The organism is Streptomyces sp. NPDC002742 (genome assembly GCF_042888885.1).
GTDB lineage: Bacteria > Actinomycetota > Actinomycetes > Streptomycetales > Streptomycetaceae > Streptomyces.
The window spans coordinates 252,444-271,331 of the sequence record NZ_JBIAQF010000011.1; the positions used below are offsets into that span (position 1 = coordinate 252,444).

The 18,888-nt window shown below is 68.4% G+C and carries 20 protein-coding genes; 8 read left to right on the forward strand and 12 right to left on the reverse strand.

Annotated elements, in window-relative coordinates; all coding sequences use genetic code 11:
• Positions 1–26: 26 nt before the first annotated feature.
• The 4 genes from ACFYW8_RS21855 to ACFYW8_RS21870 form a co-directional block, all read right to left on the reverse strand.
• Positions 27–752 (reverse strand): GAF and ANTAR domain-containing protein, encoded by a 726-nt coding sequence (locus ACFYW8_RS21855; protein ID WP_389078146.1) that lies wholly within the window; start codon positions 750–752, stop codon positions 27–29.
• Between the two features lie 31 nt (positions 753–783).
• Positions 784–1,602, reverse strand: a complete 819-nt coding sequence (locus tag ACFYW8_RS21860; protein WP_365870460.1) for a GAF and ANTAR domain-containing protein — start codon at positions 1,600–1,602, stop codon at positions 784–786.
• Positions 1,599–1,937: a hypothetical protein gene (locus tag ACFYW8_RS21865; protein WP_389078153.1), complete on the reverse strand. Its 339-nt coding sequence runs from the start codon at positions 1,935–1,937 to the stop codon at positions 1,599–1,601. Before ACFYW8_RS21865 ends, ACFYW8_RS21860 begins: the two co-directional genes overlap by 4 nt.
• 388 nt (positions 1,938–2,325) lie before the next feature.
• The gene (locus ACFYW8_RS21870; RefSeq protein ID WP_365870458.1) at positions 2,326–2,538 is read right to left on the reverse strand and encodes a hypothetical protein; all 213 of its coding nucleotides are present in this window, start codon (positions 2,536–2,538) and stop codon (positions 2,326–2,328) included.
• A 390-nt stretch (positions 2,539–2,928) separates the two neighbouring features.
• Here ACFYW8_RS21870 and ACFYW8_RS21875 point away from each other — a divergent pair, with 390 nt between their 5' ends.
• Complete coding sequence (locus tag ACFYW8_RS21875) at positions 2,929–3,207, forward strand: hypothetical protein (protein WP_365870457.1); 279 nt, start codon at positions 2,929–2,931, stop codon at positions 3,205–3,207.
• Between the two features lie 661 nt (positions 3,208–3,868).
• On the opposite strand, the gene ACFYW8_RS21880 is transcribed toward ACFYW8_RS21875, so the two are convergent.
• The 5 genes from ACFYW8_RS21880 to ACFYW8_RS21900 form a co-directional block, all read right to left on the reverse strand.
• A complete protein-coding gene (locus ACFYW8_RS21880; protein WP_365870456.1) occupies positions 3,869–4,453 on the reverse strand; it encodes a hypothetical protein in 585 nt (194 codons plus the stop codon).
• Positions 4,454–4,533: 80 nt separating this feature from the next.
• Positions 4,534–4,959, reverse strand: a complete 426-nt coding sequence (locus tag ACFYW8_RS21885) for an STAS domain-containing protein (RefSeq protein ID WP_389078167.1) — start codon at positions 4,957–4,959, stop codon at positions 4,534–4,536.
• Positions 4,960–5,635: 676 nt separating this feature from the next.
• On the reverse strand, positions 5,636–6,343 hold the full coding sequence (locus ACFYW8_RS21890) for an ABC transporter ATP-binding protein (protein WP_389078414.1): 708 nt from the start codon (positions 6,341–6,343) through the stop codon (positions 5,636–5,638).
• A 5-nt stretch (positions 6,344–6,348) separates the two neighbouring features.
• Entirely contained in the window at positions 6,349–7,734 is a 1,386-nt protein-coding gene (locus ACFYW8_RS21895) for an ABC transporter permease (RefSeq protein ID WP_389078172.1), read from the reverse strand.
• Between the two features lie 11 nt (positions 7,735–7,745).
• Positions 7,746–9,020, reverse strand: a complete 1,275-nt coding sequence (locus ACFYW8_RS21900) for an FtsX-like permease family protein (protein ID WP_389078176.1) — start codon at positions 9,018–9,020, stop codon at positions 7,746–7,748.
• A 183-nt stretch (positions 9,021–9,203) separates the two neighbouring features.
• Here ACFYW8_RS21900 and ACFYW8_RS21905 point away from each other — a divergent pair, with 183 nt between their 5' ends.
• Positions 9,204–9,866 carry a response regulator transcription factor gene (locus tag ACFYW8_RS21905; RefSeq protein WP_365870451.1) on the forward strand — a complete coding sequence of 221 codons (663 nt, stop codon included), beginning with the start codon at positions 9,204–9,206 and terminating at the stop codon, positions 9,864–9,866.
• Complete coding sequence (locus ACFYW8_RS21910) at positions 9,857–11,098, forward strand: sensor histidine kinase (RefSeq protein ID WP_389078183.1); 1,242 nt, start codon at positions 9,857–9,859, stop codon at positions 11,096–11,098. Before ACFYW8_RS21905 ends, ACFYW8_RS21910 begins: the two co-directional genes overlap by 10 nt.
• A gap of 254 nt (positions 11,099–11,352) precedes the next feature.
• On the opposite strand, the gene ACFYW8_RS21915 is transcribed toward ACFYW8_RS21910, so the two are convergent.
• Complete coding sequence (locus ACFYW8_RS21915; protein ID WP_389078187.1) at positions 11,353–12,291, reverse strand: GNAT family N-acetyltransferase; 939 nt, start codon at positions 12,289–12,291, stop codon at positions 11,353–11,355.
• Between the two features lie 231 nt (positions 12,292–12,522).
• Between ACFYW8_RS21915 and ACFYW8_RS21920 the strand changes: the two genes are divergently transcribed.
• The 3 genes from ACFYW8_RS21920 (at position 12,523) to ACFYW8_RS21930 (ending at position 13,934) form a co-directional block, all read left to right on the forward strand.
• On the forward strand, positions 12,523–12,681 hold the full coding sequence (locus tag ACFYW8_RS21920) for a hypothetical protein (protein WP_389078190.1): 159 nt from the start codon (positions 12,523–12,525) through the stop codon (positions 12,679–12,681).
• Between the two features lie 98 nt (positions 12,682–12,779).
• The gene (locus ACFYW8_RS21925) at positions 12,780–13,028 is read left to right on the forward strand and encodes a hypothetical protein (RefSeq protein WP_389078194.1); all 249 of its coding nucleotides are present in this window, start codon (positions 12,780–12,782) and stop codon (positions 13,026–13,028) included.
• Between the two features lie 417 nt (positions 13,029–13,445).
• The gene (locus ACFYW8_RS21930) at positions 13,446–13,934 is read left to right on the forward strand and encodes a transposase (RefSeq protein ID WP_389078198.1); all 489 of its coding nucleotides are present in this window, start codon (positions 13,446–13,448) and stop codon (positions 13,932–13,934) included.
• Here ACFYW8_RS21930 and ACFYW8_RS21935 read toward each other — a convergent pair.
• The gene (locus ACFYW8_RS21935) at positions 13,931–14,476 is read right to left on the reverse strand and encodes a hypothetical protein (RefSeq protein ID WP_389078202.1); all 546 of its coding nucleotides are present in this window, start codon (positions 14,474–14,476) and stop codon (positions 13,931–13,933) included. The two genes, ACFYW8_RS21930 and ACFYW8_RS21935, sit on opposite strands and share 4 nt — an antisense overlap.
• Before the next feature lie 387 nt (positions 14,477–14,863).
• Here ACFYW8_RS21935 and ACFYW8_RS21940 point away from each other — a divergent pair, with 387 nt between their 5' ends.
• Both ACFYW8_RS21940 and ACFYW8_RS21945 read left to right on the forward strand, forming a co-directional pair.
• Positions 14,864–15,625 (forward strand): SDR family NAD(P)-dependent oxidoreductase, encoded by a 762-nt coding sequence (locus ACFYW8_RS21940; protein ID WP_389078207.1) that lies wholly within the window; start codon positions 14,864–14,866, stop codon positions 15,623–15,625.
• Between the two features lie 27 nt (positions 15,626–15,652).
• Positions 15,653–16,057, forward strand: coding sequence for a MerR family transcriptional regulator (locus tag ACFYW8_RS21945; RefSeq protein ID WP_389078212.1), 405 nt, complete (start codon positions 15,653–15,655; stop codon positions 16,055–16,057).
• An 836-nt stretch (positions 16,058–16,893) separates the two neighbouring features.
• Here the strand turns inward: ACFYW8_RS21945 and ACFYW8_RS21950 are convergent.
• The gene (locus tag ACFYW8_RS21950) at positions 16,894–18,417 is read right to left on the reverse strand and encodes an aldehyde dehydrogenase family protein (RefSeq protein WP_389078217.1); all 1,524 of its coding nucleotides are present in this window, start codon (positions 18,415–18,417) and stop codon (positions 16,894–16,896) included.
• Between the last annotated feature and the right edge of the window lie 471 nt (positions 18,418–18,888).

Here is an 18,888-nt window from a genome sequence, read left to right on the forward strand (position 1 = left end):
GACGAACCCTTCTTGAAGAGGGTTGCTCAGGGACTTCGGGGACTGAGGCCTGGGAGGAATTCGGTTTCGTCGATGAAGGCGCGGGCGACGTCCGAGAGGCGGCGGTTGTGGGAGCGGGCGTAGGCCCTCAGGGTGGTGAAGGCTTGCTCCATGTCGGTGTGGCGGCGTTCGGCGAGTTTTCCCTTGGCCTGTTCGATCAGGACGCGGCTGCTGAGGGCTGTCTGCAACTGCTCGTTGAGGAGCGTGTTGCGTTCGGTGGTGCGTTGTTGCAGCACGCTGATGGTGGCGACGTCGGCGAGGGCCTGGGCGAAGGGGGCGGCGGCGGGGCTGAGGGGCGCCGGGGTGGCGTGGAAGAGGTTGAGGGCGCCGACGACCTCGTCGCGCAGACGCATGGGCAGCGCCTGGACGGCGTTGAAACCGCTGCGCTGAGCCTGGGCGGCGAACAGGGGCCAGCGGGCTGCCTCGTTGCGCAGGTCGTGGACGGTGACCGCGTTTCCGGTGTGGAAGCAGTCGAGGCAGGGGCCTTCGTGGTTCTGGAGCTGGAAGAGTTCCAGGAGGCGCACCCGTTCGTCGGAGGCGGCCATGACGCGCAGTACGCCGTCACGGTCGGCGAGCAGGACGCCCGCCGCGCTCGCGTCGAGCAGGTCGACGCAGCGGTCGGTGAGCAGGCGCAGGAAGTCAATGAGGTCGAAGTCGGCGACAAGACTGTCGGCGAGCTCGACGAACGTCCGGGCCATCAACTGTTCCTTCATCGTGCCCACCTCTGTGTCTGGGGCGTGAGCATCAAGACTCCTCGTCGGGGAGTCGCGCATCCGGCGGTCGGATGCCGGACGGAGCCGTGTCAGGGGGGAGACGGAGCCGGTGGGCGACCACGTCGGCGGCGACCACCGAGATCCGTGTACCCCGGGCGTACGCGTGGGCGCGCAGCCGGATGAAGGCTTCCTCGAAGCCGACGTCGAGCTGGACCATGAGGATGCCGGTGGCCTGGTCGATCTCGGCGCGGTATCCGCCCAGGTCGTCGAAGAGGGCGGCGTCCGGCCGGTCGGTGCCGGCCTCGCCGGTGCCGGGCGGGTGGGTGTCGAACGGGACACCCGTCTCACTGATCCGCGCATCGAGCAGAATCAGCGTGGCCGCGTCGGCGAAGGCCATCGCATCGGCCACCTCCTCCGCGTCCAGCTCGACCGAACTGCTGGAGTACAGGTCGAGTACACCAGGGCTGACGGCCCCGATCTGCAGGGGGAAAGCGAAGACCGCTCTGGCACCGGCTTCCAGGGCCGCGTCGGCGAACACCGTCCAATGTCGCTGGAGTTCACCGGCCAACAGGTCGGGGCAGAGGACCGTCGAGCCGAGGACGTAGGCGTCCACGCACGGCCCCTCGCCCAGGGTGAGCTGGAGTTCTTCCAGATGTTGACTGACGGAGTCGGTGCTGCACAGCGGATGACTCGCCCGGTCGCGAGACATCGCGGACATGCCGGCCCCGCCGACCGGCAGTGCCGCCACTGCCGCCGTGCACACGTCGAGGACGCCGACCCGGGCGCCGCGCAGGGCCGCCTGCTCGGCCACGAGAGCCTGGATCCGCGCCGGCCGACTGCCGGGGATCATGGCGACCACCGGGTCCAGGCGCGGTGATCAAGTCCTTCCGGACTCACCGCCGTTCGCACCCTCAAGGGGAGAACCGGCGTCAGGAGCACGGCGCTGTCGGCCGCCCTGCGGCCGCCTCCGGCGTCCGTCCGATCCCAGCAGCGGAGAGCGGCCAGGACCGGCTGGCCGGGCCGGTCCGCCAAGAGATCGATGGTGCGGGTGCCGTCGTGCGGGTACCGCTCCGGCGGCGTGTGTATCAAGGGCACCGATCTCAGGTCGATCTCGCCGGTCGGGGTGACCAGCGGCCGGTTGTCCGTGTCGTGCCGGCAGACGTTCAGGATCGGTGGGATGCCCATGGGCAGGGTGCCTCGGTTCACGAGACCGCACCGGGTACGCGGTACGGTCGTTCGGTCGTGCAGGCAGGTGAATGACCGATCCAGCAGCCGATGTTCCGGAGCGTAGGACCCAGCCGGTTACCTCGGGATGTGCGGGGCGGGCGGACGGATGGTCCGCCCGCCCGCAGGCATGTGGGCCAAGCAGTGGTGGCCCGCCAGGGTCTGGGACGTCCGTACGCAGCATAGTCCCGAGGCCGGTCTCGTGGTTGGTCCGGAGAGGGGCACCACGATGTTTCACGGCGGCGATCGGACGGGGAGAACCCTGACTTCCGCGGGGTTCGGGCGAAGCGGAAGACGGAATACGCCGCCAGGGCGATCCGGAGCGGCATGGCCTACGCCGTGCGGTCGGTCAGCGCCCGGCTGCCTCCCTTGTCAACGCAGTCTCGAAAAGCGGGAGTTCCGCGAGTTGGGCAGGGTCCGCCGGGGCGAACGGAGCCGCGGCGGGAGCGTTCACCGGCTCGGCCGGTCGCGTCGGCAGGATGCGGTCCTCCCACCAGGACAGGCCCATCACGGCGGCGAGCAGGACGAAGGGGGTCGAAGCGGGAACGATCAGCGCGTACATGTCTACCGCCTGCGGTGGTGTGCGTGCGACGCGGCGGACAACCCGAGGGCGCCCGTCCGGGGCGCATCGATGCCGCGCCAGGGTCCGGTGGCGACGGCGGGTGCGGGAGCGGCCCGTTCGCGACGGGACGGAGTCCGGCACCGATGCGTGAGGTGCGCCCCCGAAGGAGCGCGAGAGGTGATCGACGCTGCCGGGGGCTCGGGCCGTACCACGCACGTTAGCCCTCGCCGTACTCCCCGGACAGACGTCAAGTGGCCATCCGCTTCGGACCACTTCCGTCGGACGCCGCGGACACGGTGCGCTATCCGCGACCTCTTGTAAGGGCTACGCTGTGCGAACAGGCCCTGGCCCCCGGCAGTGATGGTTTGTTCCGCTCCGGGGAGGCCCGCCGTGTTCGTTCTGCTTCTCGTGCCGATCGTCGTCCTGTTCGGCCTCGGATTTCTCCATCCCCTCTGGTGGGTGGCCGCGGCCGCGTTGCTCTTCGGCGCCAACCGCTACGGCCGCGATCGCGGGGGAGGCTGGATCCGTGGCGATGGTTCCGATCTCAAGGACTACCGGGACTACGAGCAGCGCCGGAACCGTCAGGACCGCTGGGACCGCCGCTACAGCCGTCAGAACCGGTCGCGCTGGAGGCGCGAGGACCGTCGGGACCACGAACGCCGCGGGTGACCGGTGAACCGGCCTGGCATCGATGAGGTTTCCGGGTGGCTTTCGGCTGCACCGGGCGTGCGAGGACCGTGGAGAGACGGATGCCGTGCGTCGCACCTGAGCGGGCCACCCGTCGATGCGGGCCGCGCCTCTTGGAGGGCCACGCCCTGGCCGGAACCGCCAGTGGGCCTGTGTCAACGACTCCGGCGCAAACACGCCGGAGTCGCCCTTCCGGGCGGCTGCACGTGAGAGTGAGCCAACCCACGACCAATCGTACTGCGGGTGGCGCGACTCGCGCTTCTCCCGAGCGTCGCATCAACCACGCTCTCCTACGGCTTACGTGGTCCATCCGGCACCGACTGACCCAGGACGCGGCCGACACGGACGCGTACCGGCGTCACAGCGGCCCGCTCACGTACGTGATCTCGTGCCGGGCGCGGATCTCGCGTACCCGTGGCGCGAGTTCGGCGTAACGGATTGCCGGGGAAGGCCGGGAAGATGTCTCATCTGCCGGCCCGGACTGCCGGTGCGCAGGTGGAGGAGGAAGCCGCCCTCGATGTCCGCCGAGCCCTGGATCTGGCGCAGGCACCACCGGCGGCGCGGAAGGGCCCGCGATCAAGGGGAAGCGGGCATGGTCCTTGGTCACCCGGCGCACGGCTCTGCGCCGACCGGCTGCAGGGCCTCACCCAGGCCGCCGCGTCCAGGCATCGTGCGCGAGTCCCTCCGGCCGCAGGGCGGTTGGTTCCCCGACGGGAAGGACCAGCACCCGGAGCAGCGTGGCGCTGGTCGGCCTGCAGAACGCTCCCACGTCCAGCCATCCCCAGGAACGGAGCGTGGTGAGGGTGGGATGATCGGACCGGTCCACCAGGGTGGCGCCGAGTGACGCCCGGTGGTCGGCCAGCAGCCGCTCCTGCAACCGGCGGGCCACGTGCGCGTCCTGCGGGTGCGGGGGGACCAGGATGTCGGTGATCGCGAAGACACCGCCGGCCGCTGCGAGCCGCTCGACGCCGCGCGGGAGGGCTCCGTCGAGCCCGGTCGACCAGAAGCCGTCGCTGCGCACCGGGAATCCGAAAGCACATCCTGCCAGGCAGTCCGTCTCCGCGATCACCATGGCGAAGCCCGGCCGCCGGATGTCGGCGGTGAGACGGTTGAGAAAGTGCCGCCGGCTGGGACGGCAGTACGCATCAGGACGCGATGATGTCTCGTGGCAGTCCACATACAGATCCGTCAGCTTCCCGCTCAGATCCTGTGCCAGCCCGCGGTTCACCCGGCGTAACCGGACCGCTTCCATGGTGGACGGTTCGCTGCCATGGGGCTTTCGTGGCTGTCCCCGCCCGGCCCAGGCCGTCACCGCGCATCACCCGAGAGCACGGAGTCAAGCGGAACGTTCCGGTGCCGCGGGGGCTGGGCGGTCGGGGCCGGGACATCCCCGAGCGGGGGTGACGAATGCCCGAGCGGAACGTCGAGGAGCAGGAACCCGGAGCCGGTGAGGTCGAGGATCAGGCCCAGTGTCGGTGGCGGGTGGTGCAGTCGCAGGGTCCCGCCGGCCTCGGTGGTCTGCTGCGCGGCGTGGAGGAAGACGTTGAGGCCCGTGCAGTCGCAGAAGGTGACAGGAGTGAGGTCGATGTCGATGGTGCGGATGCCGTCGCTCAGACATCCCGCCAGTGCCCTGCGTATCAGCGGGGCCGATTCCAGATCGATCTCACCGGCCAGGGTGATCAGCACGCGTTCATCTCGGTCATGGCGGTGGACGACGAGCTGCGGGAGCGGCATGATGCCTCGGATCAGTGGACCGTCCGCCGGCGGACGCGGTGACGCCGGGGATCCCGGCCCCCTGGCACGCTGCCGACAGGGCGTACGTTCGGCGGAGGCGGAGCACGGCGGTCCGACAGCACACCGGACCCGCCCAGTTCCCTCCAGGGATGCGCCGGGTCACAGACGAAGAGTCCGCTCCCAGCAGCCATCTGTGTCGAGCAACGACAAGCCGCCAGGGTCTGGGACGCCCGTACAGCAGCATAGTCCTCGACCCGGTCCGGCGGACGGTCGGCAGCCGTCCGTTCCTCGTACCCGGGCGGGAACTGTCGACGACCGCGGATGGACAACCATCGCGGACGGAGTGGTTGAGAAGATCGCCGGGACTGCCGCACGGTACGTCCCCGGAGTCGACGCACCGGTCGGCGGATTCACTCGCACCGGGCCGCCTGTGGGACCGGGAACCGGGCGGGCAGGCGAGCGCGGGGCGCGGCGTCACGTGCACCTGCCGGGCGAGGACAGGCCGGAGACCGGTGGGGACCGGTGCACCGAGCCATGACTTCCGCGTCGGCCGGAGCTGATACGGCCCCGGCCTGCGCGAACGGGACGGGCCTTGGGGTACGTCTTGTGAGCGCCGGTCGGCGCCCCGCCCCTGCGGGCGGGGCGCGACGTGGCCGGGGTGGGGAGGAGCCGAAGCTCACGCGGCTCCCACGGCGACCTTGCCCTTGCGCAGGGTCAGCGTCCGGTCGGACCGGGCGGCGAGGGTCTGGCTGTGGGTGACCACGATGACGCACTTGTTCTGCGTGTGCGCCAGCTCCTGGAAGATGCCGATGACGCCGTCGGCGGTGTCCTCGTCGAGGTTTCCGGTCGGTTCGTCGGCGAAGAGGATGTCCACGTCGCAGGCGAGGGCCCGGGCGATGGCGACGCGTTGTTGCTGCCCGCCGGAGAGTTTGAGGACGTTGCGGTCGGCCATGTCGGGGTCGAGGCCGACTTTGGCGAGCAGTTCCAGCGCATGAGCTTTGCGCCGTCCCGTGGGCGGCTTGGCGCCGGTGATCTCCATGGCGGTGATGACGTTCTGCAGCGCCGTCATATAGGTGAGCAGGTTGTACTGCTGGAAGACGGTGGCTGCGTGCTTGTTGCGGTAGCGGCCCAGGCCGAGTTCGGCCAGGTCCTGTCCGTCGAAACGGATGACTCCCTTGGTGGGGCTGTCCAGCCCGCTGGCCAGGCTGAGGAGCGTGGTCTTGCCACTGCCCGAGGGGCCGAGGACGGTGTAGAAGGTGCCGCGTTCGAAAGCCAGGTCGATCTGCTTGAGCACGGTGGTCCGCCGTCGCTGGTTCTGGTAGACGTGGCTGACATCCGCGAACTGCAGGGCGGGCGGCGTGATGGCGGGTGCGGTCTGGTTCATGGCGGTCACTTGCCCTTGGTGAGGATGCGACGGGGGTTGAGGCGCAGCGCGGAGGCGGCGGGAATCGCGGTGGCCAGCAGACCGATGCCCAGACTGATACCGGCGACGGTGGCGACGTCCGACTGCTGCAGCCGGACAGTGATCTTGTCTATGGGGTCGGCGCCCTTGACCGGCGCGGAGTTCGGGTCGATGCCCTGTTCCAGTCCCGTGGAGCCGGGGGGCGGCGGCTGCCAGGCGTTGATCTTCCGCTGGGCCGAGGCGGCTTGGTCGTGCAGCAACGTGTCGCCTGCCTTCTGAGTCAAGTTCTGGGCGAACACCGAGCTCAGACCGATGGCGAGGACCACGACGACCACGATCTCGACGCACTGCTGGGCGACCAGCTTCCACTTCGTCTCGCCCAAGGACAGCAGGATGCCGAACTCCGTGCGGCGCTGCTTGACCGCGAGAGTGGCAAGCAGACCCAGGACGAGGCCCCCGGCGATGCCGATCAGCCACATGGCCGCGGTCGCGGAGGTGGTGACACTGTCCAGGGGACCGGTCATCTGCTTCAGGGCCTTGTCGTTGATGCTGAGCTTGAATCCCTTCAACGCGTTCCCGGCCGTACGGTCGGCCTGTGCGTGGAAGGCGTCGAACGCGGCGGCGTCCTTCAGCTGGAAGGTCGCGCCCTGCAGGGGGGCCGGGCCCTGTTTGCCGCCGGAGTTGAGCCTGCCCAGCGCGCCGGCCGGGACGATCAGCTTGTCGCCCGGGGCCTGCTGGTAGTCGGGGTCGGGCTGGTCGGAGGGGTTGCGGTAGATGCCCTTGACGGTGAAGACGGCCTTGCCCTTGCCGGTGGGGTCGTTCTCGGACAGCGTCATCTTGTCGCCGACCTTGAGGTGGTTCTTGCTCGCCAGCCGTTCCTCGATCAGGACCTCGTCGCGGTCCTGATCGGCGGCGGTGACCTGCCCGCCGGACAGCAGCTTCCAGTTGCCGCTGGCGAAGTCGGGGAGCAGGGAGGAGTCCCGGACGCCGGCGGCCAGGGTGTAGGTGGCGGGCGCATCGGACGCGAAACGTCTGCTGCTGGTGAGTTCGAGGCCGCCGAGCAGCGTGGTTCCGTCGTTGTACGTGTAGTTGTACTTGGCCACCAGCGGGGATCCGCCGATCCTGTCGACGACGTCCGAGCCGATCTGCGGGGCCTGGCCCGGCATGCCGCCCCCCGCGCCGGTGAGATCCATTCCAAGGGTGACGGCGGCGCCGAGGCGGCGTTCGGCGCTGTCGGCGGCGCGTCCGGTGGCGGTTCCGATGAGGAACCCGGCGAGCACCATGGTGCAGATGACCAGAAAGGTGCCCAGGGTGATCAGGGTTCTGGCTTTGCGTGACCACAGGCTCAGGCCGGCGCGTTTGATGAAGTTCATGAGGGGTGGGCCTATTCGGTGTCGGTGAGGATGGAGCGCGGGTGCAGTCGGAGAATCCCGATGCCGGGGACGGCGGTGGCGACCAGGGCGATGCCCAGGCCGATGGCGGCGACCTTGCCGAGGTCGCCGATGTCCATGCGGATGTCCGACACCGTGGGGTTCTGGCCGGCGGGGTTCTGGCCGGCGGTGACGCCGTGCTGCTCGCGAACCAGCAGCATGGTGCCCGCGTGGTGGGCCAGGGACCGGCCGGCCAGGGCTGCCAGAGCGAGGGCGGGCAGCAGGACGGCCGCGACCTCCACGGTGTGCTGGCCTATGAGTTTCCACTTCTTCTCGCCCAGGGCGAGCAGCATGCCCAGTTCGTCGCGGCGGTCCCTGATCGTCATGGTCACGATCAGGGTGAGGATCACGGCTCCGGACAGGGTGATCAGCCAGACCAGGGCGGTGGTGAACGTCCCGACCCGCTGCAGTGGCAGGACCTGGTCGCGGTACGCCTTGTCGTTGATGTCGAAGCGGAAGCCGTCGGTGCCGAGCAACCGGGCGGCTTCCGTGTGCAGTTGCCGGGCCTGCTCAGGAGAGCGGATCTTGAAGACGGCTTCGTCCGGCTTGGTTCCGAAGCCGAGCGCGGACAGGGCGGCGGCCGGGGCGTACACCTGGTTCGCGGACAGCTCGCTGGGCGCCACCCACCGGGGCGGGTCCTGGCGGGAGTCCTCGTACACGCCGACGAGGGTGAAGGAGTCCGTGTGCTTGCCGTCGGGGGAGGCCAGGGGGATGGTGTCGCCGACCTTCAGATGATTCTTCGCGGCCAGGCGCCGGCTGACCAGAACGACCTTGCGGGCGTTGTCCTGCGAGGTGAGCCCGCGACCGGCGACGATCGTGGAACGGCCGGTGGAGAAGTCGAGGAGCATCCCCGAGTCACGGATGCCGTTCACCGCCAGTCCGTCCTGGCCCCGGTCGCCGCCTCCTTCCGGCCGGCCGGGTTTCGGCAGGTTCGAGGTCACGAGAGGCAGCCCCGGAGGCTTGCTCACTCCGCGCAGCACCGGGTTGTACCGCTGAACCACCGGGGAGGAACCGAGCGTGTCGACCGCGTGTGAGGTCAGGTTGGCGCCGCGCACAGTGACGTCCACGCCGATACGCCGCTGGGCCTCGGCCTCCTGGCGGGTGGTCGCGTCCCTGAGCAGGAAGCCGCCCAGCAGCAGTGTGCAGATCACCAGGAAAATGCCGAGCAGAAGGCTGGTCTTTCCTCTTCTGGCCCCCAGGCTGAAGGCAGCCCGCTTGACGAAGTTCATGGACGCAGGACAACAGCCGGACCCGCACAGCGACATAAAGGCTGTTACGGCCGCATAAAGTCGCAGCTCCCGGGTCCGCTCACCGGGATGGGCTGATCGTGCGCCGGGTCCGGACGGTTCGCGGGCCGAACGCACCGGACGGCGTTTATCTCGCTGTAAACGTGGGCGTGGTCTTCTGATCTCATGAGAGTTCTGGTAGCCGAGGATCACGCGATCCTGGCGCGGACCATCGCCACCGGCCTGCGCAGGCAGTCCATGGCGGTCGACATCGCCGCATCGGGCGACGAGGCCGAACGGATGTGCCTGCTTGCCGACTACGACGTGCTGGTCCTCGACCGCGATCTGCCGGTGATGACGGGCGACGCGGTCTGTCTCCGGCTCCGCGGACGGGCGGATCCGCCGATGATCCTGATGCTGACCGCGGCCGGCACCCTCGAGGACCGGGTCTACGGCCTGGAGCGCCTGGGAGCCGACGACTACCTCACCAAGCCCTTCGACTTCACCGAACTGGTCGCCCGGGTGCGGGCACTGAGCCGGCGTACGCCCACGGCGTCGCCGGTCGTCCACCACTACCAGGGGATCTCTCTGGACCTGTCCCGGCACGAAGTGCGCGTGGACGGCCGGGCGGTCGATCTCACGCCCAAGGAGTTCGCCGTGCTCCTGATGCTGATCGAGGCGCGCGGTGCGGCCGTCACACACCGGGAGCTGGTGCGTTCCGTCTGGGACGAGCACCTGGACCCGCGCACGAGCGCGGTCCGCGCCACCGTCAGCCGCTTGCGGGGCAAACTCGGCCTGCCGGACGCGATCGTGGCGGACGCCGGTGAGGGGTATCGGCTGTGCCGTTGACCTGGTCGGCCCTTATCCGCCGCCCCCTGCGCAAGATGCCCTTCCGGGGCAGGATCGCCGCCGCCTTCGCCGTCTTGTTCGTACTGTCGGGGGCCGTGCTGTTGGCCTTCGTGGTGGTGCTGGCTCGCTACGGAACCACCCAGCAGGTGCGGGACATCGATGTGGTCTCCGGCGCCGGCCCGGTGGGGCCGTTCAGCGTGGCGGGTCCGACGGGCACGACCACACCGGTGAGCCCGCCGACCCCGGGTCGGACGAGCCTCCCCCTCCCGCACGGCACCGACACCGATGGCATCGCCCTCAAGCTGGTCGACCGGACGGTGGCCGCCGTACAGGGCGCGGCGCTGCAGCAGATGCTCCTGTGGTCCGGCGTCGGGCTGGTACTGATCACCCTGCTCGCTTCCGTCGTGGGGTGGTGGATCGCCGGGCGTGCGCTGCGGCCGGTGGCGGCGGTGACGGACGCGGCGCGCAGGATCAGTCAGGAGAACCTGCACGAGCGTCTCGCTCTCACCGGACCGGACGACGAGCTCCACAAACTCGCCGACACCTTCGACATCATGCTCGAACGCCTGGAGAAGGCGTTCGCCGGCCAGCGCCGCTTCGTCACCAACGCCTCGCACGAACTGCGCACCCCGCTGGCCGTGCAGCGGACAAGCCTGCAGGTCGGACTGGCCGACCCCCTGCCCGACGGCTTGGCGGACGTACGGGAGGACCTGCTGGCCGTGAACCGCGAGGCGGAGACACTGATCGACTCACTGCTCGTTCTGGCCCGCAGCGACAGCGGCCTGCAGGAGACCGAAGTGGTCGACCTCGCCGCGATGGCACGCCAGTTGACCGGCGCGCTGCAGCCCGCCGCCCGGGCGAAGGACCTCTCGCTCACCCTGACGGCGGACCAGCCGCTCCGGGTCGAGGGCGATCCCACTCTGCTGCGTCACCTGCAGACGAACCTGCTCGACAACGCGCTGCGGTACAACCGGCCCGGTGGCAGCGTCACCGTCCATCTCACCGACCGTGCCCTGACCGTCACCAACACCGGCAGCACCATCGAACCGGACCAGGTCGCCGACCTCTTCGAGCCCTTCCGCCGCCTCGGCCAGGACCGTATCGGCACCACCGGTCACGGTCTGGGCCTGTCCATCGCCAGATCCATCGCCGACGCCCACCGCGCGAACATCACCGCCCACCCCGGCCAGGACGGAGGACTGACCGTCCGTGTCACCTTCCGCGCCACCTGACTCACGACCACTCGACACCGCCGCCACCCCGGTGACTTGTCCGCCGCTCGGTAGAAGCCGGCCCGTATCGCCCGCCCGCTATCGAGTCCTCCGAACGACTCGGACGCCACGCTGGAAGATCGGGAGAAGATCCCTTCCGGCGGCGTCTGCGACGTCAAGACGCTCGCCGGCGAGTCGGGCGTCTCCCGCGCGTCCCTCCAACGAACCTGGGGCTATCCGGCTCGTGGTGGTAGAACGCCGTTCCCGTCGGTACGTCATGCGGCCCCCGGAGCCTCCAGAACCATACGGATCTCCGTCACCTCGTAGTCGGCGCGGTCGAAGGCGGTGGCCATCGGGATGTTCGTGGTGTCCGTGGTCGCGGTGATGCGCTCGGCGCGTTCGGTCGCGTGGAAGCGGGTGATCTCGGCGAGGATCTCGTCGATCAGTCCCTTGCCGCGCTGCTCGGGTACGACACCGAGATACCCGACGTTGCGGTTGTACGGGGTAGCTGACGGGACGGCCAGGCCGGCGAGAGTGCCGTCGGGCAGCTCCGCGAGCCGCCACCAGGAGCGCTCACCCGGGCAGCCGAGGTAGAACTTCATGTCCTCTTCGGCCAGTTGCCTGGCGCTCTTTGTACGCAGCTCGTCACGGGTGGCCTGGTCGAGGCTGTCGCCCGACACCCGGACGAAGGCCTCCAGGAACTCCTCGTCGCTGCCCTCGCGGAACATCAGCCGACCGCCGGCCTCGGGCAGTCCCGCCGCCGGAGTCCACTCGTAGCGCAGGCGCTGAATCTCCCGGCTCAGCCCTGTACGCAGGCCCGCCTCGCGACGCCAGGCCACCGCCTCGCTCAGTTCCGGTCGGCTGCTCCAGTCCGCTGGGAGGGAGAGGTTGTACAGCGGCCGGGCGCCGAAGGCGGCATGCCCGGCGTCAAGGAGCCTGGTGGCGACGGCGACCGGATCGGCAACGGTGGAGCGGACCTGGAGGCAATCGAGCGCTATGGGGCGCTCGCTGTCGGCACGGCCCCACCACAGCGCACGGGCAAGGACGTGCCCGTCCTCGTCCTCGGCAAGCCAGACCCATTCCGGGCGGAACTGGTTGGCACCGAGCTCCTCGCGGATCCTCTCAGCGGTCAGGGCGGTGATGGGACCGTCGGCCGGGTAGGCGGCGGCACGGTCCAGGGAGGCGGAGTCCGCAGTAGCGGGAAAAAATCGCATGCGGCACATGATCACGACTGGAAAATGGCAGAGCAATTGCATTTCTTGCTGGCGGCCCCTTACTGTCGCGAACAGCACCGCGGCGAAGACGGCTACCGATGTACTGCGCTCGTCACCCCCAGGGATGCACTGTGGGCCGAGGCTTTGGCGCTGGACAACCGAGACACCGTCGTACGCCGGCGAGCACGGCTCAGGGTCTGAGACCAGTGTCTGGCTGAGACACGACGGAAGGTGGACACGGCCTTCGCCGCGTCAACCCAGTATCCCGGCAAGGCGTTGTGCCTGAAACTCGCCGACACCCCGGACGCCGACGAACCCTTGATGGGGATGTGCGACTCGGCCCGCTACGCGATGCAGCACCATCTCGCCGGCCCCTTCCCGACGGGCTGAGAGGGCGTTGTGTAAGGTCTCGTGCTTCGCGTGCCGCAGCAGTCGCGTGAGTGCGGCAGGATTCGGTCATGGATTTTCGGATCGAGTGGCCTGTGCCCATGGACGAGTTCGACTGGGCGAATCAGGAAGCCAAGGGCTGGCTGCATGTGACTGTCGCGTGGGACGGTGGCAGGCAAGTCATCGAGGTGTACGACCCGGTTCGACTTGCGCAGTCAGTAACCAGTGAAATCGCCCGGCTCGGGCGCTTCACGGCCGGGAGCCTGCTGGTAGTCCCGAGTGTTACGCGCGAGAACATCGAATCGGCGATATCCGTGATCGCGGACGAGGGCTTCATCGATCACGGATAGCCCTATGCGGTGGCCCAGGAATTCCCCGTCGGCACCGCGCAGCACCGTTCGAAGACGCGGTTGGCGGCATCACGCCGACGTACAGCGTCGATCCCGTATGGCCGTGCCGCCTACGGACCTTCGCCCTGCACGCTCGGATATCGCACCTCGTCGTATCGCACCAGCCCGGCTGAGCACGGGGCCGAGATGGCGGGGGCGCCGTTCGCGGGTACCGGCCGAGTGGGGCGTGCGCGGGGGCGATGGGAGCTGGGGAGAGTGGTTGAGGTGGGCGGTCAAGGTCGAGGTCTGATCGACTCCCTGCCGAGCGATGCCACAGCGCAACGGCGCCGGCTGCTTGCACCCAGCGGGAGTCAGCCGCGACCGAGGTGTGGGATTTGAACCCACGGTGACTCGCGCCACGACGGCTTTCAAGACCGTGTGCCAGACACCGCCTTTCGACGTAGTCCCCACGCCCGGAACCGGCCGCTCACGAAGACGCCGACGCCGAGGGACAGTGCGATCAGCAGACCCGAAGCCCCGCCTTCCAGGACTACGTGGCGGCCCCTCGACGACATCGACCGCCAGACCGAGCCCGGCCTGGCGGTCCACGTGATCTGCGACAACCTCTCCGCCCACAAGGCACCGGCGGTGCACAAGTGGCTCCTCGCGCATCCCCGCTTCCACCTGCACTTCACCCCCACGTACTCGTCGTGGATCAATCAGGTCGAGCGGTGGTTCGCCGAGTTGCAGCGGCGCTGCCTGGAGCGCGGAGTGTTCTGCTCACTGGACAGCCTCAAGGCCGCACTTGAGGACTGGATCAAGGTCTGGAACGACGAGGCCCGGCCGTTCAAGTGGACCAAAACCGCCGACCAGATCCTCGACCGGATCTGCCGCTACTGCTCACGCATCTCCGAACCAGCTCACTAGTAGCAGGCGGCCACCAGGTCACGGTCCACCGTGATGGTGTCGCGATCCAGCGCCGGCAATCCCAGGTGGTCACAGATCAGCTGGGTCAGCTGCTCCTCGTAGGTCTCGTTCTGATGGTCCAGTCCGGCCGCCGTGATGAGGGGGGCCATCTTGTTGGGCCAGTATTCTCCGACGTGGTCGGGAGCCTCATAGTCGATGCAGGACGATGTCTGGCCATCCTGGTAGTGATACGCCTCGGGCCCGTGGGCCTTGGCCACGCACGGGTTGGGAACAAACACCATCAGCTCAGCGCCCTGGGGGCACAGCTCGCGGTAGTCGATCTCGTCGTAGTCGTCGCGATCGAACATATGGTGCACGATCACGCCCCAGTCGTCGCCTACCGTCGCGTTGCCGTAAGCGAACGGCGGCCGGTTCCGCGCGGACAGACCTTCAGCCATGGACGCCAGACTGACTCCCTTGAAGTAGACCAGGACGGTTTCGTCTTCCCGGTACCGCTTCTCGTCCATCCACGCTATGACGCCGCAGCCGATCCAAGTTGTCATGTTCAGCAACATAACCGGTACCACTGACATACCAACGCTCAGTGGCCGTCACTCGACGCCAAGGCCAACCGCCTCACCTGCGCCGTTGGGGCAGAACGCTTCGGTCGCCGACTCACGTGCCCACTCGCTGAAACGCTCGGTCACGTCCAACTGCCGTAACCCGCACCGTTAAAGATCTCTAGACGCTCTGACGGAGTTACAGGCCACGGCCTTGTCCCGCCTCGCAGCAGCCCAGCAGGAGCTCATCGTCGCCCTGCGGAAGGAAGTCGAGTCCGCCCCCACACACAACGGTCCACACGCTCCTCGCCCGGTGAGCCCTTGGACCAGCGGGCCCCACTGGCGCGTCGCTTGACCCTGCCACTGGCGGCAGGGTTGAACGATCACGGCATGGACATCAGCACCGCACCGCAGCCCAGCAGGATCGTCGCCGTCACCGGGGCCGGTACCGGGATCGGTCGAGCCACCGCCCGGGCTTTCGCTGCCGAGGGCGCCCATGTGCTCGCCGTCGGCCGACGAGCCGAACCGCTCCACGAGACCGCCGCCGGTCACGAGCGGATCACCCCACTGGCCGCGGACATCACCTCCGCCGGAGAGCCCGAGCGCATCATCCGCACCGCGCGGGAGCTGCACGGCCACTTGGACGTGCTGGTCAACAATGCCGGCATCGTGCGCAGCGGTGCCCTCGGCGCCCTCACACCGGAGGCGATCACGCCGCAGATCGCCACCAACCTGATCGCACCCATCCTGCTGACCCAAGCCGCGCTGCCCCTCCTGGAGGTGACCGGCGGGGTGATCGTCAATGTCAGCACATCGGTGGGACAGCGGGCCTGGCCCGGCAGCTCGATCTACGCGGCGACCAAGACCGCACTGGAACTGCTGACCCGCAGTTGGGCGGTCGAACTGGCACCCCGCAACATCCGCGTTGTCGCCGTCGCCCCCGGCGCGATCGACACCCCGATCGGCAAACACCAGGGCCTGACACCGGAGCGAATGGCCGCAGTGCGCGAATGGCAGCTCGCCCACACTCCGCTGGGCCGTATTGGACAGTCCGAGGACGTGGCCTGGGCAATCACCCAACTCGCCTCACCAGCAGCATCGTTCGTCACCGGGATCGTGCTCCCGGTTGACGGCGGGGCGGTCGTGGCGTGATAGGAGTGGCCCGGGAGGTGAAACAGGTTGAGGATCGGCGAACTGGCTCAGGCCACCGAGGCGAGCCCTCGTGCACTGCGGCACTACGAACAGGCCGGGCTGATCTCCTCCGAGCGGGCCTCCAACGGCTACCGCATCTACGACGAACGGGCAGTGGTACGGGTCCGCAACATACGCTGCCTGCTGGCCGCCGGACTCACCCTCGACGATGTGCGCGTGTTCCTGCCCTGTCTGGACGGCGAGGTGGCCGCGGCACCGCCCTCGGACAAGGGCCTGCGGGTAGCGTTGGAACGGCTGGCGGTCCTCAACGAACGAATCGCTGCCCAGACCGAGGCCCGCGACCGGCTAGAAGCCGCACTTCGACATGGCGCCGGCGTCCGGATCCACTCAGCGGCCTTCCCAGGTGTCTCACGACCGAGGCCGAAGAACTGACGGAGCACGATGGGACAGTCCCACTTGCACATGTCTCATGCCCGCCATCGACCGTCTCTCCAGTCAGTAGCCTTGTTCACGACCAGATGACTCAAACGGCGAACCCTCGCTCACGGGTCTGATGTGGCCGCGAATGGTTTCAAGAGTCACTGCCACCGCGACGGCTGGGGCATGCGGTTCTTCCGACAGCCCGGCCGCCCAGCATGTTGCCCGGGACGCTGAAGCGTCCCGGGCAACATCGGGAACCGCGCCTCGACCTCGAAGAACTTGAGCAAGAGCAATGCTCAAGACCTGTGGATCGGCTTCGGGAAGGGCGTCGCGTGGAATGCGGAGGGCGTACCTTCCCAAGTGATCGATTGATGGTCACCGAGTAGGCCCGCGTGCACCGCGGGCCGCGAGGTACGCCCGTGCTCGGCGTAGTCAACACGGATGGAACCACCGATGCACTCGCTACCGTGACTTCCGCCGACGTTGAGCTGCACAAACTCTTTCCGTGGCGCTCGCGCCGCACGTTCAACCCGAGAGAAGCCCCTGTGCCAGTGGTGCATGGCCCCCTATGGTCGTTCACCAAGAAGAGTTGCAGGTGGCCCGCCTGCTGGGCAGGGAGCGGAATCCCTATCAGCACACGCCCGGCCGGGGACCTCAGTGGAGACTGCTGCCCCGTCTCGACAGACGGTCTCCGTTCCCAGAGAGGCGCCTTTGGCCCGCGGTTGGCCGGGACGGGCTCGCGAGCAGCGCATGGGGTGGCACAGGGGTGCTGCCCTGATCGTGAGGCGTAACCAGCTTCTCGGGTTGGCTGGAGCGCAACAGTGCCTCCAGCCAACCGACTTGAGGTTCTAGAAGAAGCCGAGCTTCTGAGGGCTGTAAGAACAAAGAATGTTCTTCGTCTGCTGGTAGTGCTCCAGCATCATCTTGTGGTTCTCGCGGCCGATGCCGGACTGCTTGTATCCGCCGAATGCGGCATGTGCCGGATACGCGTGGTAGCAGTTCGTCCAGACCCGGCCGGCCTGGATGGAACGGCCCGCCCGGTAGGCGGTGTTGATGTCCCGCGTCCACACGCCGGCGCCGAGACCGTACAGCGTGTCGTTCGCGATCTTGATCGCGTCGTCGAAGTCGTCGAAGGACGTCACGGAGACGACCGGGCCGAAGATCTCCTCCTGGAAGATCCGCATCCGGTTGTCGCCCTCGAAAATCGTCGGCTGGACGTAGTATCCGCCCTTCAGCTCCCCGTCGTGCTCGATGCGTTCACCGCCGGTGAGCACCTTGGCGCCCTCCTGCCGGCCGATGTCCAGATAGGAGAGGATCTTCTCCAGCTGGTCGTTGGACGCCTGGGCTCCGACCATCGTGTCGGTGTCGAGCGGGTGGCCGGGCTTGATGAGCTCGGTGCGGGCGACCGCCGCCTCCATGAACTCGCGGTAGTGGCCGCGCTGGACGAGGGCGCGCGAGGGGCAGGTGCACACCTCGCCCTGGTTGAGCGCGAACATCGTGAAGCCTTCGAGCGCCTTGTCGCGGAAGTCGTCGTCCTGCGCCCACACGTCGTCGAAGAAGATGTTCGGGGACTTGCCGCCCAGCTCCAGTGTGACCGGCTTGATGTTCTCCGAGGCGTACTGCATGATCAGCCGCCCCGTCGTGGTCTCACCCGTGAACGCGACCTTCGCCACCCGAGCGCTGGACGCCAAGGGCTTGCCCGCCTCCACGCCGAAGCCGTTGACGATGTTCACCACACCGGGCGGGATCAGATCCGAGATCAGGCTCATCCAGTAGTGGATGGACGCCGGTGTCTGCTCGGCCGGTTTGATGACGACCGCGTTGGCCGCCGCCAGCGCCGGAGCGAGCTTCCATACCGCCATCAGAATGGGGAAGTTCCACGGAATGATCTGCGCGACCACGCCGAGAGGCTCGTGGAAGTGGTACGCGACGGTGTCGTCGTCGATCTCGCTGAGTGACCCCTCCTGAGCGCGGATCGCCCCCGCGAAGTAGCGGAAGTGGTCGATCGCGAGCGGGATGTCGGCCGCCAGGGTCTCGCGTACCGGCTTGCCGTTCTCCCAGCTCTCGGCGACCGCCAGCTTCTCCAGGTTCGCCTCCATCCGATCGGCGATCTTGAGCAGGATGTCGGCGCGCACGGCCACCGAGGTGCGTCCCCAGGCGGGTGCCGCCGCGTGTGCCGCGTCCAGCGCGCGTTCCACATCCTCGGCGGTACCTCGCGCGACCTCCGTGAACGGCTGTCCGTTCAACGGGCTCGGGTTCTCGAAGTACTGTCCGCGAGCCGGCGCGACGTACTCCCCACCGATGAAGTGGTCGTAACGCGCCTGGTAGGAGACGATCGCGCCTTCACTGCCGGGCGCCGCGTAACGGGTCATGCTGGTTGCCTCCCGGAGAAGCGCTGCCCGCCGTTGGGCAGCTCTCGCCGCGAGGCTAGGAACCCGGACGTTGCAACGACGTTGCGCGGCCGGGGAATCGGCGCCGCGCCGGGCGTGTAGGGGCCGCGCACACCCGGCTGGTGGGCCGCGTCCAATCCACAGGAAGGGGCTTCCAGGAGCCGCTGTTTCCGTCGGTCTCCGGCGTCGCGGTTGTAGCCGTACATACGGACGGCGCGGTGATGCGCGTCGAGGCTCGGTGCGCGTACCGGCGCCTCCTGCCCCGACTTCACCCAGTGGGCGGAACGGGTCCACAGCTCCTACCTGCGCTTTCCTGCAGACCTGCCCACTGGTGGGCGGAGAGCACACTCGTGTCGCGGGTCCGGCAGTTCTTCTGCACGGCTGCGGCATGGCGGAGACGGACGTTCGTGGAGCACGTGTCGGGGCTGACCCGCAGTCACGGCCGGGTCGCCG

What these genes read in the sequence shown, in the direction of transcription:
- ACFYW8_RS21870 (WP_365870458.1), bottom strand. Translation starts at nt 2,538, where the DNA reads ATGTACGCGCTGATCGTTCCCGCTTCGACCCCCTTCGTCCTGCTCGCC.
- ACFYW8_RS21940 (WP_389078207.1), top strand. Translation starts at nt 14,864, where the DNA reads ATGGACATCAGCACCGCACCGCAGCCCAGCAGGATCGTCGCCGTCACC.
- ACFYW8_RS21895 (WP_389078172.1), bottom strand. Translation starts at nt 7,734, where the DNA reads ATGAACTTCATCAAACGCGCCGGCCTGAGCCTGTGGTCACGCAAAGCC.
- ACFYW8_RS21865 (WP_389078153.1), bottom strand. Translation starts at nt 1,937, where the DNA reads ATGGGCATCCCACCGATCCTGAACGTCTGCCGGCACGACACGGACAAC.
- ACFYW8_RS21860 (WP_365870460.1), bottom strand. Translation starts at nt 1,602, where the DNA reads ATGATCCCCGGCAGTCGGCCGGCGCGGATCCAGGCTCTCGTGGCCGAG.
- ACFYW8_RS21885 (WP_389078167.1), bottom strand. Translation starts at nt 4,959, where the DNA reads ATGCCGCTCCCGCAGCTCGTCGTCCACCGCCATGACCGAGATGAACGC.
- ACFYW8_RS21905 (WP_365870451.1), top strand. Translation starts at nt 9,204, where the DNA reads ATGAGAGTTCTGGTAGCCGAGGATCACGCGATCCTGGCGCGGACCATC.
- ACFYW8_RS21890 (WP_389078414.1), bottom strand. Translation starts at nt 6,343, where the DNA reads ATGAACCAGACCGCACCCGCCATCACGCCGCCCGCCCTGCAGTTCGCG.
- ACFYW8_RS21935 (WP_389078202.1), bottom strand. Translation starts at nt 14,476, where the DNA reads ATGACAACTTGGATCGGCTGCGGCGTCATAGCGTGGATGGACGAGAAG.
- ACFYW8_RS21950 (WP_389078217.1), bottom strand. Translation starts at nt 18,417, where the DNA reads ATGACCCGTTACGCGGCGCCCGGCAGTGAAGGCGCGATCGTCTCCTAC.
- ACFYW8_RS21900 (WP_389078176.1), bottom strand. Translation starts at nt 9,020, where the DNA reads ATGAACTTCGTCAAGCGGGCTGCCTTCAGCCTGGGGGCCAGAAGAGGA.
- ACFYW8_RS21915 (WP_389078187.1), bottom strand. Translation starts at nt 12,291, where the DNA reads ATGCGATTTTTTCCCGCTACTGCGGACTCCGCCTCCCTGGACCGTGCC.
- ACFYW8_RS21925 (WP_389078194.1), top strand. Translation starts at nt 12,780, where the DNA reads ATGGACGAGTTCGACTGGGCGAATCAGGAAGCCAAGGGCTGGCTGCAT.
- ACFYW8_RS21855 (WP_389078146.1), bottom strand. Translation starts at nt 752, where the DNA reads ATGAAGGAACAGTTGATGGCCCGGACGTTCGTCGAGCTCGCCGACAGT.